16 protein-coding genes are annotated in these 15130 nt (G+C 32.4%); 7 read left to right on the top strand and 9 right to left on the bottom strand.

Going from position 1 to position 15130, the window contains the following annotated elements:
* Window positions 1–4 precede the first annotated feature (4 nt).
* Window positions 5–409 (top strand): BT0820 family HAD-type phosphatase, encoded by a 405-nt coding sequence (locus tag Q4Q35_RS17615; protein ID WP_303279337.1) that lies wholly within the window; start codon window positions 5–7, stop codon window positions 407–409.
* 6 nt (window positions 410–415) lie between these two features.
* Here the strand turns inward: Q4Q35_RS17615 and Q4Q35_RS17610 are convergent, their stop codons facing one another.
* Window positions 416–1681 (bottom strand): acetyl-CoA hydrolase/transferase family protein, encoded by a 1266-nt coding sequence (locus Q4Q35_RS17610; protein WP_303279336.1) that lies wholly within the window; start codon window positions 1679–1681, stop codon window positions 416–418.
* A 120-nt stretch (window positions 1682–1801) separates the two neighbouring features.
* Between Q4Q35_RS17610 and map the strand changes: the two genes are divergently transcribed.
* From map to Q4Q35_RS17595, 3 genes are read left to right on the top strand one after another with little or no spacing between them, the layout of a single operon-like run.
* Complete coding sequence (gene map, locus Q4Q35_RS17605) at window positions 1802–2620, top strand: type I methionyl aminopeptidase (protein WP_303279335.1); 819 nt, start codon at window positions 1802–1804, stop codon at window positions 2618–2620.
* Between the two features lie 52 nt (window positions 2621–2672).
* Complete coding sequence (locus Q4Q35_RS17600) at window positions 2673–3050, top strand: GxxExxY protein (protein ID WP_303279334.1); 378 nt, start codon at window positions 2673–2675, stop codon at window positions 3048–3050.
* Window positions 3051–3086: 36 nt separating this feature from the next.
* Complete coding sequence (locus Q4Q35_RS17595; protein ID WP_303279333.1) at window positions 3087–3923, top strand: class I SAM-dependent methyltransferase; 837 nt, start codon at window positions 3087–3089, stop codon at window positions 3921–3923.
* Here Q4Q35_RS17595 and Q4Q35_RS17590 read toward each other — a convergent pair.
* Window positions 3920–4990, bottom strand: coding sequence for an FAD:protein FMN transferase (locus Q4Q35_RS17590; RefSeq protein ID WP_303279332.1), 1071 nt, complete (start codon window positions 4988–4990; stop codon window positions 3920–3922). The genes Q4Q35_RS17595 and Q4Q35_RS17590 overlap by 4 nt on opposite strands.
* A gap of 8 nt (window positions 4991–4998) precedes the next feature.
* On the bottom strand, window positions 4999–5376 hold the full coding sequence (locus tag Q4Q35_RS17585; RefSeq protein ID WP_303279331.1) for a DUF8840 domain-containing protein: 378 nt from the start codon (window positions 5374–5376) through the stop codon (window positions 4999–5001).
* Window positions 5377–6003: 627 nt separating this feature from the next.
* Between Q4Q35_RS17585 and Q4Q35_RS17580 the strand changes: the two genes are divergently transcribed.
* Entirely contained in the window at window positions 6004–6756 is a 753-nt protein-coding gene (locus Q4Q35_RS17580) for a hypothetical protein (protein WP_303279330.1), read from the top strand.
* 259 nt (window positions 6757–7015) lie between these two features.
* Entirely contained in the window at window positions 7016–7474 is a 459-nt protein-coding gene (locus Q4Q35_RS17575) for a Na(+)-translocating NADH-quinone reductase subunit F (protein WP_303279329.1), read from the top strand.
* Window positions 7475–7592: 118 nt separating this feature from the next.
* On the opposite strand, the gene nqrF is transcribed toward Q4Q35_RS17575, so the two are convergent.
* From nqrF to Q4Q35_RS17545, 6 genes are all read right to left on the bottom strand, one after another.
* The gene (nqrF, locus tag Q4Q35_RS17570; protein ID WP_303279416.1) at window positions 7593–8897 is read right to left on the bottom strand and encodes an NADH:ubiquinone reductase (Na(+)-transporting) subunit F; all 1305 of its coding nucleotides are present in this window, start codon (window positions 8895–8897) and stop codon (window positions 7593–7595) included.
* A 1-nt stretch (window position 8898) separates the two neighbouring features.
* Window positions 8899–9618 carry an NADH:ubiquinone reductase (Na(+)-transporting) subunit E gene (gene nqrE, locus Q4Q35_RS17565; RefSeq protein WP_303279328.1) on the bottom strand — a complete coding sequence of 240 codons (720 nt, stop codon included), beginning with the start codon at window positions 9616–9618 and terminating at the stop codon, window positions 8899–8901.
* Between the two features lie 73 nt (window positions 9619–9691).
* Complete coding sequence (locus Q4Q35_RS17560; protein WP_303279327.1) at window positions 9692–10336, bottom strand: NADH:ubiquinone reductase (Na(+)-transporting) subunit D; 645 nt, start codon at window positions 10334–10336, stop codon at window positions 9692–9694.
* A 5-nt stretch (window positions 10337–10341) separates the two neighbouring features.
* Entirely contained in the window at window positions 10342–11082 is a 741-nt protein-coding gene (locus tag Q4Q35_RS17555) for a Na(+)-translocating NADH-quinone reductase subunit C (protein ID WP_303279326.1), read from the bottom strand.
* 2 nt (window positions 11083–11084) lie between these two features.
* Window positions 11085–12311 (bottom strand): NADH:ubiquinone reductase (Na(+)-transporting) subunit B, encoded by a 1227-nt coding sequence (locus tag Q4Q35_RS17550; protein WP_303279325.1) that lies wholly within the window; start codon window positions 12309–12311, stop codon window positions 11085–11087.
* Window positions 12311–13666, bottom strand: a complete 1356-nt coding sequence (locus Q4Q35_RS17545) for a Na(+)-translocating NADH-quinone reductase subunit A (RefSeq protein ID WP_303279324.1) — start codon at window positions 13664–13666, stop codon at window positions 12311–12313. The genes Q4Q35_RS17550 and Q4Q35_RS17545 overlap by 1 nt, the downstream gene beginning before the upstream one ends.
* A gap of 164 nt (window positions 13667–13830) precedes the next feature.
* Here Q4Q35_RS17545 and Q4Q35_RS17540 point away from each other — a divergent pair, with 164 nt between their 5' ends.
* The gene (locus tag Q4Q35_RS17540) at window positions 13831–15081 is read left to right on the top strand and encodes a type IX secretion system plug protein (protein ID WP_303279323.1); all 1251 of its coding nucleotides are present in this window, start codon (window positions 13831–13833) and stop codon (window positions 15079–15081) included.
* Window positions 15082–15130: the final 49 nt, after the last annotated feature.

Raw genomic sequence — 15130 nt, 5'->3', positions numbered from 1 at the left:
TTAAATGAATTTTAACAATAAACTTATTATTGCAATAGATTTTGATGGCACTGTTGTTGAGGACGCATATCCAAAAATAGGAAAGCCCATGTTGTTTGCTTTTGAAACTTTAAAAAAGTTACAAGACGATGGGCATCGGCTTATTTTGTGGACTTATAGAAGTGGTAAAAGACTAAATGAAGCTGTTAAATTCTGTGAGGATAAAGGGATTATTTTTTATGCTGTAAATAATAGCTTCCCCGAAGAGGAATATACTAAAGATGTAAGTAGAAAAATTAACGCCGATATATTTATTGACGATAGAAATATTGGTGGTTTTTTAGGCTGGGGTGAAATATATCAAATACTCACAAACACTGCTCCTCCAGAAATTTCAAAAAAGAAAGGTTTCTTTAGTTTTCTAAAATAAATCTGTTTATATAAGTTGATAATAAGCTTTATCAATAGATTCTCTATGATTTGGGTGTGCAATATTCACTAACGCTTTAACCCTTTCTTTAATGGTTTTTCCATATAAGTTAGCTATTCCATATTCGGTAACTACATGATGTACATGTGCTCTGGTAGTAACAACTCCTGCCCCCGGTTTTAAAGATGGTACGATCCTACTAATTCCTTTTTTTGTAATTGATGGCAATGCAATAATCGCTTTCCCTCCATTACTTAAAGATGCCCCTCTAATATAATCCATTTGCCCACCTACTCCCGAATACATTTTAGCGCCAATAGAATCTGCACAAACCTGACCGGTCACATCTATTTCAATAGCAGAATTAATAGCAACCATTCTGGGGTTTTGTTTAATAATAGACACATCATTTACATAGTCTGAAGCGCGCATTTCAACAAACGGATTATCATCAACGTAATCATACAATCTTTTAGACCCTATTAAAAATGTTGCTAATGCACGACCTGGATTAACACCTTTAAAGTTTCCGTTTATGACATCTTTTAAAATTAAATCAATAACACCATCAGAGAACATTTCGGTATGTAAACCCAAGTCTTTATGATTCGTTAAACGTGATAATACTGCATTAGGAATAGATCCAATTCCCATTTGCAAGGTGCTTTTATCTTCAATCAAACTCGCAACATAATCTCCTATTTTATTTTCAATAATTGATGGCTCCCCAAAAATATGGACAGGTATAGGCTCATTGCATTCAACAAATAAATCTATCTCTGTAATATGAATAATACCATCTCCATGGGTTCTTGGCATTAGTTGGTTTACCTGTGCTATTACAATTTTTGCATTATCTATAGCCGCCAAAGTAGCTTCAACCGAAACACCTAACGAACAATACCCATGTTTATCTGGAACAGACACATGGATTAATGCAACATCTAATGGCAAAATATTTCTTTTAAACAATAATGGCAACTCACTCAAAAAAACAGGTGTATAAGAACCATTGCCTTCTGTTAATGTATGGCGCACATTATTTCCAATAAAAAATGAATTTACATGAAAACTATCTCTAAGTTCTGGGTTAGCATAACCTGTTTCTCCTTCGACATGTAAGTGACACACTTCAACATTTTTTAATTCCCCATGGCGTTCAGTCATAGCATTCATTAACAACTGTGGAGCTGCTGCAGCTGCCTGAATATAAACCCTGTCATTACTTTTAATTACTTTAACAGCATCTTCTGCACTAACAATTTTATACATTTCTTTTAATTTAATACAATAAATGTATTCATTTACAGCATCTTAAAAAATGCCAAAAGTCATATAACTGTAAAAATATTAATACTTAATTTTAAGTATCTTTGCCATTATTTTTTAAGCATGATTGTAGTAAAAACAAAAGAAGAAATTGAGTTAATGCGAAAAAGCGCATTAATAGTATCTAAAACACTTGGGATGCTTGCTAAAGAAGTCAAAGAAGGTGTTACCACAATGCAACTTGATAAGCTTGCTGAAGAATTTATAAGAGATCAAGGTGCATTACCGGGTTTTTTAGGGTTATATGACTGTCCATCAACTTTACTCTGTAGTGTAAACGATGCAGTCGTTCACGGTTTACCAACACAAACACCTTTAAAAAATGGTGATATTGTTTCTATTGATTGTGGTGCGCTAATGAACGATTTTTACGGAGACCATGCCTATACTTTTGAAATTGGTGATGTAGATCCTGAAACTAAAAAACTTATACAGGTAACTAAAGAATCTCTTTATGTTGGTATTAGGGAGTTTAAAGCTAATAATCGCGTGGGTGACGTTGGATATGCTATACAAAAACATTGTGAAGATCAAGGTTACGGAGTCGTTCGGGAATTAGTTGGCCATGGACTGGGTAAAAAGATGCATGAAGATCCGGAAATGCCAAATTATGGTCGACGTGGTCGTGGCAAAAAATTTGTTGAGGGTATGGTCGTTGCGATAGAACCCATGATAAATGGAGGTACTCATAAAGTAAGACAATTAAAGGATGGTTGGACTATTGTTACACAAGACGGAAAACCTAGTGTCCATTTTGAACATGACGTGGCACTTGTAAATGGAAAGCCCGAAATACTGTCAACTTTTGCTTATGTGCATGAAGCTTTAGGTATTGAAAGTGATGAGGAAGATGAATTTCGTCAGAAGGCTTTAGTCTTATAAACTGTTTCACAGAGTTACACAGAGAGTCACAGAGATACGCAGAGAAAAATTAATGAATAAAAATCTAACTGAAAAAATTATTGGTGCTGCCATTGAAGTGCATCGAACTCTGGGTCCTGGATTATTAGAATCTGCATATCAAGAATGTTTACTTTTCGAGTTAAAACGTTTAAATCTTAACGTTACTAAGGAAATTGCTCTTCCTATAGTATATAAAGATATAAAACTAGATCATGGTTATAGAATTGATCTATTAGTCGAAAATAAAATTGTTATCGAACTTAAAACCGTTGAAACTTTTACTGATGTTCATTCTGCACAGATATTGACTTATATGAAATTAGGGAATTATCCATTAGGATTATTAATAAATTTCCATACCAAACTTTTAAAAGATGGAATTAAACGATTTATAAACACACCTCAGTGAATCTCTGTGAGTCTCTGTGTAACTCAGCGAAATAACTTGAAAAAACTCTTCAAATTCATATTAAATTTTATTCCCAGACCTTTACTCATTAGGTTAAGTTATGTCATTCGTCCTGTTTTAGCATTTTTTTTAAAAGGAGATACATATACAGACCCTATTGACGGCAGAAGTTTCAAAAGCTTTTTACCTTATGGTTATGGTAAACAACGAAACAATGTTCTCTCCCCTTCCACACTTTCTTTAGAACGCCATAGGCTGCTATGGTTATATTTAAAAAATGAAACGGACTTCTTTCAACCTGAACTCGTTTCAGGTTCTTCAAAAAAGGAATCAAAAAAAGTTATTTTAAGAGATCCCGAAACAAGTTCGGTATTAAAAGTATTGCATTTTGCGCCGGAACAAGCTTTTTATAAACGCTTTAGAAAACTTAAAAATTTAGATTATACCACTACAGATTTGCTTTCGCCATTGGCAGATGTTAAAGCTGATATCTGTAATTTACCTTTTGAAGACAATAGTTATGATATTATTCTTTGCAATCATGTATTAGAACATATTCCAGATGACAAAAAAGCCATGCAAGAGCTCTATCGGGTTTTAAAGGTTGGTGGCATGGGTATCTTTCAAATCCCTCAAGACTTAACGCGAGAAAAGACTTTTGAGGACGATACTATAACTGACAAGAAAGAGCGTGCAAAAATCTTTGGGCAATATGACCATGTACGTGTATATGGTCGTGATTATTTTGATACACTTCGCAGTGTAGGTTTTAATGTTGAAGAAGTTGATTATACGGCTAATTTAACAAAAGAGGCAGTACAAAAGTATTGTTTAGCGTCAGGAGAAATTATCCCTATAGCTTACAAGCCTTAGTTTTCATTTTCAGGAAACCCATTTAAAGATAATGTTTCAAATTCTTTTTTATTATTTTCAAAAATTAAAAACACCTTTAATTCTGGGTGCGATTTTAAAAACATTTTCACTTTTTCAATCCCCATCGTTTTAAAAGCTGTAGCATAAGCATCAGCAGTCATGCAATCTTTAGCAACTACCGAAATACTAAGCAAATTAGTTTTACTTGGATATCCAGTTTTAGTATCAATAATATGCGAAAATCGATTTCCGTTTTTATCTATTTTAAATTTCCTGTAAGTCCCCGAAGTCGCCATAGCTTCGTTAGATAAAGCGAGTATTCTGGAAAGGGATTGCGTACCATCAAAATTAGGCTTTTCAACACCAACCATCCAATCTGTGTTTTTTTCAATATTAATCCCTTTAGCATTTAGCTCACCTCCTATATTAACGATGTAATTCTGAATGCTTTTATTATCTAAGAATTTTGCAATAACATCTACGGCATACCCCTTTGCTATCGCATTAAAATCTAAAAATGTCCCTTTTGGTTTAGCTATAGTATTTTGGGTTCTAAGAACTTTATTAAAACCAACTGTTAGCATCAAACTGTCAATTTTTAAACTATCTAAATTTACAATTTTACCTTCCGGCCCAAAGTCCCAAGCATTTACAACAGCACCAATGGTAGGATCGAAAGCACCATGCGTTTCATTATATATTTCTTTTGAAGCTTGAAACACGTTTTCAAAGTGCTCATCAATTGTAACTGATTCGTTTCTGTTAATTCTTGAAATATCTGAATTAGCTTGATAGGTAGACAATGATTTATTAATAACATAAAACAGGCTATCAAATTCCTTTTGAAAACTTATTTCAGAATCATACGTTATCTCATAAAAAGTACCAAAAACAGTCCCAGATAATTTGGTATTTTTAAAATTTGTGACAGTTGTATTTTTAACTTCTTTACAAGAAACAAGTATGAATACAAAGAATATTGAAACTATAATTGAAAAATAGTTATATAATTTCTTTCTGCTTATTAGTTTGAAATAATAGGTGGTGTTCATTCTTTTTTTCAGCATTCCCTTTTTCAGTTCAAATTTGTTTCTAAAACTTGTATACCATTATATTCTAACAAATATTCTTTATCTAAAAAAATGGGGCCTTTTTTATTGTCTACATTACCTAATCCAACACCAGCATATAAAACTTTTGCATCTTTTTCTCTGGCATGCTTTTTAAATGACTCCATCCAAACAACATCATAATTATTAGGGTTATCAGGTAATATGACTGCTCTTACAATTACAAAATAATATTGTTTGTTTTTATCTATACAAACAAACTGCGGATGTTTTTTAAGTTTACTATTTACAGCTATAAATTCGAAACCACGCTGTTCCAGATCTTTTCCAACATAGTTCATGGCTAAGTTATGCAATTCTTGTTCCGTAAGAGGTTTACTCATAATACAAAAATAGTTAACGCTATTTAAATTGCACAAATTTTGAGCTACCAAATGTGTTATTTGAAACAAGATTATTACTTCTTTTTAAAATTAATGTCGCAATTAAATAACCGAAAAGGATATCTTTAATTATCGAATTTTCAATTTTAAATCTTTCATATTCAATCTTTCTAGATTTTTATGTAGAAAAAATACTTCAAAAAGAGCAAGACAATCATGAAATATCTTTAATTTTTATCAAAAAAACAGAGCTAAAGACCATGTTGTACGAAAAAGAAACATTAACATGTGTTAAAACTGTCGTAAATAGCACGGATTACAAGGCTTTACAGGGTATTACAGACAGTTTTTTTTGTATGTAAACCTCAATAAATCAATGATATCCATAATCACAAAATACATTTTATCGATTTTTTTTGCTTTTAATCTATTTTGTTCAAAAAAAATTTTATATTTGAGGCGTTATTAACAAAATGAATCATAGCTAGTTATACTAGTCTTTAATTTAAAAATAATGACACACTAACGAACCCAAATTAGAGCAAATGTAAATTTGTTCTTAAAAAATTTAACCAGGTAAGCTTGAAATCGCCTAATGTTTTAAGTTTACAATAATACTTTTAAGTTATGAATAAAACCTTACTAAAAATTTTAATGCTTTTTTGCTTGGTGGTTTCTTGTAAAACAAATGTACAGGAAGATACTATAGTTAATAAGTGTGAGCTGTTCGCAATTGGAAATTATAAGTTTTATAATCCAAGAGTATATGAGCGTCCTGTAATCTTTAAAAAAGGAAGCCATGAATTATTACATGATGAGTATGTACCTGCATGGTATCCTGGATATTGTGCCGATAATTTACCTTCGTTTTTTGAAACAAAAGGAGATTATATTAAGCATATTCATTCTAACCAAATAAAAAGCTTAGGTTCTCCTTATTTTGAAGATTTCTATGAAAGAAACAAGTCAAATGTAAAAGGGAAGCAAGACATTTATCATGAAAACTACCACTTGTTATTTAGAGGTACTGTTAGCGTAAAAAACAAAAAATCTGGTAACGAATATCTTTTAGTAGCTGGAAAAAGTTATATTGATAATGCAGAAGACTATGATAAAAACACAGATTTTTACGAAAGTAGCGTAAAAATGATGTTTGCATTTATGTTAGAAAATGGTGTGTACAAATCAGTTGATCCAGATTTAGTATTTGGAACTTTCACTAAAGACCAACAAGATCAGGTGTATGACATTTTAAATGTTAAGACATTAGTATATGCTTCTTGTTTTGAAAATGTAAACACTTTGAAGAAACCTAATTTTGATAATTCATCATTACCTAGTTGGGTTTATAACAAGTCTGAATTAGACGAAGATCATTAAAATAGTCTTGATTTTCTTTATATAAAGATAAAGTCAGACTTCAATAATAAAAAAAGCTTTACCAATAGGTAAAGCTTTTTTACGTTTAATTCATTCTTTCTCATCTTTTTAACTGTCCTAAAACCGTTTATTTTTTTAGGCAAAAAAACTATTCCAAATTACTGCCAATTAATATTATCTCTTATTTTATCAATAAAAATTTAAGGCTATTTGACGGTCTAAATTTATATTTTTAGTAATTTAACTAAAAATACTGCTTATGAATACTTCAAAACGCTTAGAACAAGCTTTAAAAAAGTTATATACTGCATTTCACCATAATAAATTAAACCCCGAATGCTGTAAGCAATGTGCCGTTGGAAATATTTTAGATAATACTGATAATTGGAAATATCTTTCGGACTCACATGGTGCGTTAGAATTGAATTATATTGGTAAGGTGCATCAAGCCTTAGGTAGAAAATTTAATGGATATACGCCACTAGAACTATTAAAAATTGAGCGTGTTTTTCTAAATGCCTGTAACTATAAATTACCTCTCCACTACAAAAACGAAAAGCCCAAGAATCCAACCGATAAAGATGTTTTATTTAATGGACTAAATGAGGTCGTGAAATTTTTGTGCTATCTGGATAATATTTCTAACGTTATGGATTACACAAAACTGTTTGAATTTGAAAATGATAAACCAAAATATAAGTTAGTGTTTACTAATTAAAGAATTCCTGCTAACATATTTAAACAAAAAACCCAACATTACGTTGGGTTTTATTTTATTCTGGATTCTCTATCTGTTATGACAGAGAGGTGTGTTTCACTACTAGTATGACATTGGTTTATCCTCCAAAGTCATCGAATCTTATATGTTCATCAGGGATACCGAAATCTTCTCCCATTTTTTGAACCGCCTTATTCATTAATGGGGGTCCACAGAAATATAATTCAATATCTTCAGGTGCTTCATGTTTGCTTAAATAATTATCAATAACACAGTTATGAATAAATCCAACAAAACCATCACCAGGTGCATCAATATTCTCTTTTACTTTCCAATTATCTTCTTCTAATGGCTCAGATAAGGCTAAGTAGAATTTGAAGTTAGGAAATTCCTTTTCTAACTCATAGAAATGCTCTAAATAGAACAATTCGCGTTTAGATCGTCCTCCATACCAATAAGTCACTTTTCTTCCTGTTCTTAATGTTTTAAACAGATGGTATAAGTGTGAACGCATTGGTGCCATACCTGCACCTCCACCTACATATAACATTTCAGATTCAGATTCATTTATAAAGAATTCGCCATAAGGTCCTGAAATGATTACTTTATCTCCTGGTTTTTGGTTAAAAATATAAGAAGATGCAATACCTGGGTTAACATCCATCCATCCATTTTTAGCTCTATCCCATGGTGGACAAGCTACACGAACGTTTAACATAATTTCACGCCCTTCTGCAGGGAAAGAAGCCATAGAGTATGCTCTTTCAATAGTTTCTGTATTCTTCATCACTAAAGGCCATAAACCAAATTTATCCCACTCTGCTTGAAACTTATCTGGTGTTTCATGTTCCTCAGGGTGTGCTGTAATATCCATATCTGAATATTTAACTTCACAAGGTGGAATTTCAATTTGAATATACCCGCCTGCTTTATATCCCATATCTTCAGGAATCTCAACAACAAACTCTTTAATAAAAGAGGCTACGTTATAATTACGTACTACTGTTGCTTCCCACTTTTTAATACCAAAAACCTCTTCTGGAATGGTAATATTCATGTCTTGTTTTACTTTAACTTGACATGATAAACGAGCTCCTTCTTTTAATTCTTTTCTACTAAAGTGAGGTGTTTCTGTTGGAAGTGCTTCTCCTCCTCCTTCTAAAACATGACATTCACATTGAATACAAGTACCACCACCACCACATGCTGATGGTAAGAATATTTTTTGCGCACCTAAAGTAGATAATAAGCTATCTCCTGAAGCGACTTCAATTTCTCTTTCTCCATTTATGGTAATCTTTACTGGACCAGATGGTGATAATTTTTGCTTTACAAATAATAATAATGCTACCAACAATAACGTAACTATTAAAAACGCTATTACGGTTGCAATTATAACTCCGAAATCAATTGCTAATATCATATTACTCATTTACTTTTATGTTGTTAGCTAACACTTTTTCTTCTTTTATATTCTCATCAGAACTTACATGCACTGTTTGTTCTTCTTTTTTTCCTTCATCATCACCTCCAGTTAGCATACCTCCAAAACTCATAAAACCAATAGCCATTAAACCAGTGATTATAAATGTAATTCCTAAGCCTCTTAAAGCTGGTGGCACGTTTGAATATCTTATTTTTTCTCGGATAGCAGCAATTGCTAAAATGGCTAAAAACCAACCAATACCTGAACCAATTCCATAAGTTGTTGCTAATCCTAAAGTTGCTATTTCACGAGATTGCATAAATAAAGACCCTCCTAAGATCGCACAGTTTACAGCAATAAGTGGTAAAAAAATACCAAGTGAATTATATAATGATGGTGAGAACTTTTCAACCACAATTTCTACTAACTGTACCATAGTTGCAATAGTTGCAATAAACATGATAAATGACAAGAAACTTAAATCGTAAGATGCATATTCTTCACCTAACCAGCTTAAAGCTCCTGGTTGTAAAAGATACTGATCTAACAACCAGTTTAAAGGGACTGTTATTGCTAGTACAAATATAACTGCTGCTCCTAAACCAACTGCTGTACTCACTTTTTTAGAAACTGCCAGGTAAGAACACATTCCTAAGAATGTCGCAAATACCATGTTGTCTATAAATATTGATTTGAAAAATAATTCTATATGTTCCATTTTTTCTAGTATTCAGTATTCAGCGCCCAGTGTTCAGTATTCAATACTGTCTACTGCGACTGTTTACTAATTTTTAGTCTTCAATTAATGCTTTGTTTCTAGTTCTTTGTACCCAAATAATAATACCGACTACAATTAATGCCATTGGTGCTAATAACATAAATCCGTTATTCTCATAACCATATTTATAAACACCCGTTTTCTCAATAGGATCTCCTAAAACTTTAATTCCTAATAGAGTTCCTGCTCCAAGTAATTCTCTAAAAAATGCGACTATAATTAAAATAACACCGTATCCTAGAGAGTTCCCTATACCATCTAAGAATGAACGCCAAGGTCCATTTCCTAATGCAAATGCTTCAAAACGCCCCATGATGATACAGTTGGTAATAATTAAACCAACAAATACCGAAAGTGTTTTACTTAATTCGTATGCAAATGCTTTTAATACTTGATCAACAATAATTACCAAAGCTGCAACTACAATTAATTGAACAATAATTCTAATTTTTGATGGAATGATATTCCTCATTAAAGAAATAACTACGTTTCCTATTCCTAATACAAACAATACTGAAACAGACATTACAATTGCTGCTTCTAATTCGGCTGTAATTGCTAATGCTGAACATATTCCTAATACTTGAATAGTAATAGGATTATTATCTGCTAATGGATCTTTAATTAATGCTGCGTCTTTTTTTGATAAAAGTCCCATAATAATTATTTCAATGTTTTAAAATAAGGTACATACTGTCTTAGCTCAGATTTAAGCATTGCAGAAACTCCGTCGCCAGTAATAGTTGCTCCGGCTATAGCGTCTACCTCGTTATCGTTCTTTTCTAAATTCTTTGGATCGTTGTTTCCTTTTGCAACTGTAATCCCTTTAAAACTTCCGTTACTCATTAAGCTTTCACCTATAAAATCGTCCATAAAGTAACGTTGCTTAATATTGGCACCCAGACCTGCTGTTTCTCCTTTATGGTCGAAATAAGCACCTTGAACAACCATATTAGAATCCATGGCAACATAGGCCCAAATAGCATCCCAAAGTCCTTTTCCTCTAATAGGTGCTATATAAAATGTTTTACCATCTTTAGTACCGACAAACAATGGTAGTCTTCTTTCATTACCTGCTTTTGCACTAGTTTGTTCCTTCTTTACATCGATTAAATATGCTTCAGGATCTTCTGTTACATTATCTCCTTGTATTACTAATTGCTTAGTAATGTATTTAGAGAACAACTCAGGAGCTTCTTTAGTAGAAACGAATATCGCACTACTTTCATCGTTTGCATTAACTCCCATAGCATACAATATATTTTGTTGCTTTTCTAGTCGTTCGTTATTATCAATTCTAGGTCTTAAAGCCGATGCCGTAAACGCCAATAAACCTCCTACTACTATTACCATAGCTATGGCAAAAAGTATGGTATATAAATTTGAATCCGTTTTTTTACTCATGATTAAGCTGTTTTTGCTTTTAAACGTTTCATTCTTTGTTTCACATTACCTTGAACCACATAATGGTCAATTGTTGGTGCAAACACATTCATTAATAGAATCGCTAGCATTACACCCTCTGGGTATGCTGGATTGAATACACGAATCAAAATAGAAATAAATCCTACCAAGAAACCGTAAATCCATTTTCCTTTATTTGTTTGAGATGCCGTTACAGGATCTGTAGCCATAAATACCGTACCAAAAGCAAAACCTCCAATAAGTAAATGATGCCACCAAGTCGTACTCATTAAACCGTAGAATTTACTACTTTCTGTTATCCATCCAGAATCAACTACTTGATTAAAGATTAGCCCCATGACAATAGCACCAAGCGCAGAAGACAACATGATTCTCCAACTACCTATTTTAGCGAAAATCAAAAATAATCCTCCTAATAATATTAATAAAGTAGATGTTTCACCAACTGAGCCTGGTATGAATCCTAAAAACATATCCATGACTTCATAACCAGCTTCTTTTCCTTGTGCCAAACTTCCTAATATAGTTTCACCAGAAATAGCATCCAGATTTGCTCCAGCTACAATTTCATTTGTTCTTTCTACAGCGCCTTCAACCCAAACCTTATCTCCAGACATCCATGTAGGATATGCAAAGAATAAGAATGCACGAATCGTTAATGCAGGATTAAGAATATTCATTCCTGTACCTCCAAAAACTTCTTTACCAATAACAACACCAAATATAACTGCAACTGCGAGCATCCAAAGTGGAATGTCTACTGGTACAATTAATGGCACTAACATTCCTGTTACTAAGTATCCTTCTTCTACTTCGTGTCCTTTAATAATAGCGAATATGAATTCAATTCCTAAACCAACACCATAAGAAACAATGACTAATGGTAATATTTTCCAGAAACCAATCATGAAGTTAGCCATAGTCCAAAATTCTGAACTAAAGAAACTTCCTGCTGCTGCCTGTACATCTCCAACTTGCAAATTATGTTGGTAACCAGCATTAAACATACCGAATATTAAACATGGTACCATAGCCATAATAACAGTATTCATGGTACGCTTTAAATCATCGGCTGCTTTAATATGAGTCCCATTATGGGTCGTCTCATTTGGTAAGTATAAAAACGTATGGATTGCAGAGAATGCAGGTAACCACTTCTTGTCTTTGTTCTTTTCCTTAAAATTATGTAAACTTTCTTTTAAACCCATTATCCTATTTCTTTAAGCATTAAGTCTAAACCTTCTCTTATTATTTTTTGATGTGGTTGTTTAGACACACAAACAAATTCTGTTAATGCAAAATCTTCAGGAGCTACCTCGTACATTCCTAAAGCTTCCATCTCGTCTAAATCTTTATACATACATGCTTTTAATATCTGCATTGGATAAATATCTAAAGGGAATACCTCTTCGTAAGTTCCTGTTGTTACAAAAGCACGATGTTCTCCATTGGTATTGGTATTTAAATCGTATACTTTTTTAGGGCTTAACCAAGAAAAAGTAAGTGCTCTGGATGTAGATATTTTATTAAAAACAGGTTTGTTCCATCCAAAAAACTCATAATCATCACCTTCTGGAATTATAGATATAACATTGCTATAATAATCTAAATACCCATCTGGTTTTATTTGTTTTCCACTTAAAACATTTCCTGATATGATACGATCATTAGAATCTTTTGCAACCCCTTTATCATAAACCATAGTAGCTACTTCACTTCCTATTTTAGTCACAAAATATCTGGGTTTTTCAACCGAAGAACCAACTAAAGCAATAACACGTTCTGCGTTAAACTTTCCTGTTAGTAACAATTCTCCAATAATGACCAAATCTTGAGGATTAACGGTCCAAACAACCTCTCCTTTATTTATCGGGTCTATTTTGTTTATTTGTGTCCCTACGTTCCCTGATGGGTGTGGTCCAGAAACTTTATGTAACGTAACCCCCGTTAAGCCTGCTAATGGGGAATTCCCATTTTTGCCAACAGATACATGTACTTTACCTTCGGTAAGTTTTCCTAAAGCTGAAATAGCAGCTTGTAATTCAGATTCTTTTCCTTGCAAAGTAAAATCTAAATCGGCAGCTAATGGTGCACTTGCGTACCCCGATATAAATATAGCTTTTGGTGCTTTATCTGGGTTTGCTATAACATCGTACGGACGTTGTTTTACAAACGGCCAGCAACCCGATGCTAATAAATGCGATTTAATAGCTTCAGAATCTGCAGCATCTATATCAAACTTACCATTATCCTGATAGGTTTGTTCTTTATCTGCTTGAATTTTAATTGCTAAAATTCTACGTTTTTCCCCACGAGAGATTTCTAAAACTTCACCAGAAACTGGAGAAGCAAACTTGATAGCTTCGTTTGACTTATCGAAAAAAACAGCTTCTCCTGCTTTTACTTTTGTGCCAACTTTAGAAATTAATTTAGGTATAACGCCGTGGAAATCTTCAGGTCTTAAAGTATAAAAGTTGCTTACTATTGCCTTCTCGGAGGTTTTTTCAGCTGCACCCTTAAGTTTAATGTCTAGACCTTTTGTAATGCGAATGTCGTGTGACATATTTTTTTATTGTAATTAGTTGTCTAAAAATCGGTGCAAAAATACAAATTAATACCTATAAAATTATCTCAAATAAAGTCTTCTTTTTTATTTATACTAATTCTAAATAAAGAAAAGGTTTTAGGCATAAAATTTGTTTTATATTTACAAAAACTGTCTTTATAATGCTATTAAAATTTACTTCTATTATAACTATTCTTTTATATTCTAATCTGATTTTTGGCCAAATAGATGAAGTCAATCCTCCCGATTATATTAAAACCATAAACTTTAAAGGTGATACCACAGAAACACAGCTCCCTATTTTAAGCCTTGGTGAATATGTTATCTTAGAGTTTGATGCTTTAAATGGAGATGAAGCCGATTTTTATTATAAAATTGAGCATTTTAATTTTGACTGGACACCATCTGTATTAGTGAAATCTGAATACATGGACGGTTTTGACAATCAGCGCATTAGAAACTACGAAAACTCTTTTAATACTTATCAAATTTATTCGCATTATAAACTCACTATTCCTAATGCACAGACCAAACGCTTAAAAGTCTCAGGGAATTATATGCTTTCTGTTTTTAATAATGATGATGAACTCGTTTTTTCAAGAAAATTCATGATTTATGAAGATAAAGTGAATGTTGGAGTTAGTGTTAAACGTTCGCGGAATATTGAATTTATTGAAGAAAAACAACGCGTCGAAATCGTTATTGATTCTAATACCATACCTCTAAATAACCCTACACAAACTGTAAAAGCTATTATAGTTCAAAATAACAACCTAAAAACTGCTATTTCTAATATAAAACCGCAATATACTGTTGGTAATCAATTAATATACAGATACGATACAGAAACCAGTTTTTGGGGTGGTAATGAATACTTATTTTTTGAAAACAAAGATGTTCGTGCAGCTAATACAGGAATACAACTCATAGACTTAAAGGATTTATACCATAATTATCTATTCACAAACTTTGAGAGAGCTACCAGACCATATACTTATAACCCGGATATTAATGGCAATTATGTTATTCTAAACATAGATGCAGAAAACCCAAGCATTGAGGCAGATTATGTCTGGATGCATTTCTCATTACTACCTATTGAATCTTTAAAAAATAAAGACATTCATGTTTATGGTAATTTTAACAACTATGTTATTGACGAGAGTACCAAAATGATTTTTGACGAATATCGCAACGTTTATACAAATACTATGTTACTAAAACAAGGCTTTTATAACTATAAGTATGTTGTTGCAAATGGTGATAAAAACATGGAGGAAGGTGCTATTAGCGGGAACTTCTATCAAACTGAAAACAATTATAAAGTGATTGTTTATTATAGGGATTTAGGTGGACGATACGATAAAATTATTGGTCTTGGAGAAGGGAGTTCAATCAACATTTCGAACTAATAATTGTGCTTTTTAACTAGTTTTTTAACCAAAGACGTAAAAACTTACT

Origin of the sequence: Flavivirga aquimarina (assembly GCF_030540835.1) — a bacterium.
Classification (GTDB): Bacteria; Bacteroidota; Bacteroidia; order Flavobacteriales; family Flavobacteriaceae; genus Flavivirga; species Flavivirga aquimarina.
Note: the sequence above shows the minus strand (reverse complement) of the source record. Positions and strands in the feature narration are given on the sequence as shown.

Excerpts from the sequence above, each read along its gene's own strand:
- nqrF (WP_303279416.1), bottom strand. The coding sequence starts at position 8,897 with ATGATATTAGCAATTGATTTCGGAGTTATAATTGCAACCGTAATAGCG.
- Q4Q35_RS17590 (WP_303279332.1), bottom strand. The coding sequence starts at position 4,990 with ATGCTGAAAAAAAGAATGAACACCACCTATTATTTCAAACTAATAAGC.
- Q4Q35_RS17550 (WP_303279325.1), bottom strand. The coding sequence starts at position 12,311 with ATGGGTTTAAAAGAAAGTTTACATAATTTTAAGGAAAAGAACAAAGAC.
- Q4Q35_RS17575 (WP_303279329.1), top strand. The coding sequence starts at position 7,016 with ATGAATACTTCAAAACGCTTAGAACAAGCTTTAAAAAAGTTATATACT.
- Q4Q35_RS17600 (WP_303279334.1), top strand. The coding sequence starts at position 2,673 with ATGAATAAAAATCTAACTGAAAAAATTATTGGTGCTGCCATTGAAGTG.
- Q4Q35_RS17555 (WP_303279326.1), bottom strand. The coding sequence starts at position 11,082 with ATGAGTAAAAAAACGGATTCAAATTTATATACCATACTTTTTGCCATA.
- Q4Q35_RS17540 (WP_303279323.1), top strand. The coding sequence starts at position 13,831 with ATGCTATTAAAATTTACTTCTATTATAACTATTCTTTTATATTCTAAT.
- Q4Q35_RS17615 (WP_303279337.1), top strand. The coding sequence starts at position 5 with ATGAATTTTAACAATAAACTTATTATTGCAATAGATTTTGATGGCACT.
- nqrE (WP_303279328.1), bottom strand. The coding sequence starts at position 9,618 with ATGGAACATATAGAATTATTTTTCAAATCAATATTTATAGACAACATG.
- Q4Q35_RS17580 (WP_303279330.1), top strand. The coding sequence starts at position 6,004 with ATGAATAAAACCTTACTAAAAATTTTAATGCTTTTTTGCTTGGTGGTT.
- Q4Q35_RS17560 (WP_303279327.1), bottom strand. The coding sequence starts at position 10,336 with ATGGGACTTTTATCAAAAAAAGACGCAGCATTAATTAAAGATCCATTA.
- map (WP_303279335.1), top strand. The coding sequence starts at position 1,802 with ATGATTGTAGTAAAAACAAAAGAAGAAATTGAGTTAATGCGAAAAAGC.
- Q4Q35_RS17610 (WP_303279336.1), bottom strand. The coding sequence starts at position 1,681 with ATGTATAAAATTGTTAGTGCAGAAGATGCTGTTAAAGTAATTAAAAGT.
- Q4Q35_RS17545 (WP_303279324.1), bottom strand. The coding sequence starts at position 13,666 with ATGTCACACGACATTCGCATTACAAAAGGTCTAGACATTAAACTTAAG.
- Q4Q35_RS17585 (WP_303279331.1), bottom strand. The coding sequence starts at position 5,376 with ATGAGTAAACCTCTTACGGAACAAGAATTGCATAACTTAGCCATGAAC.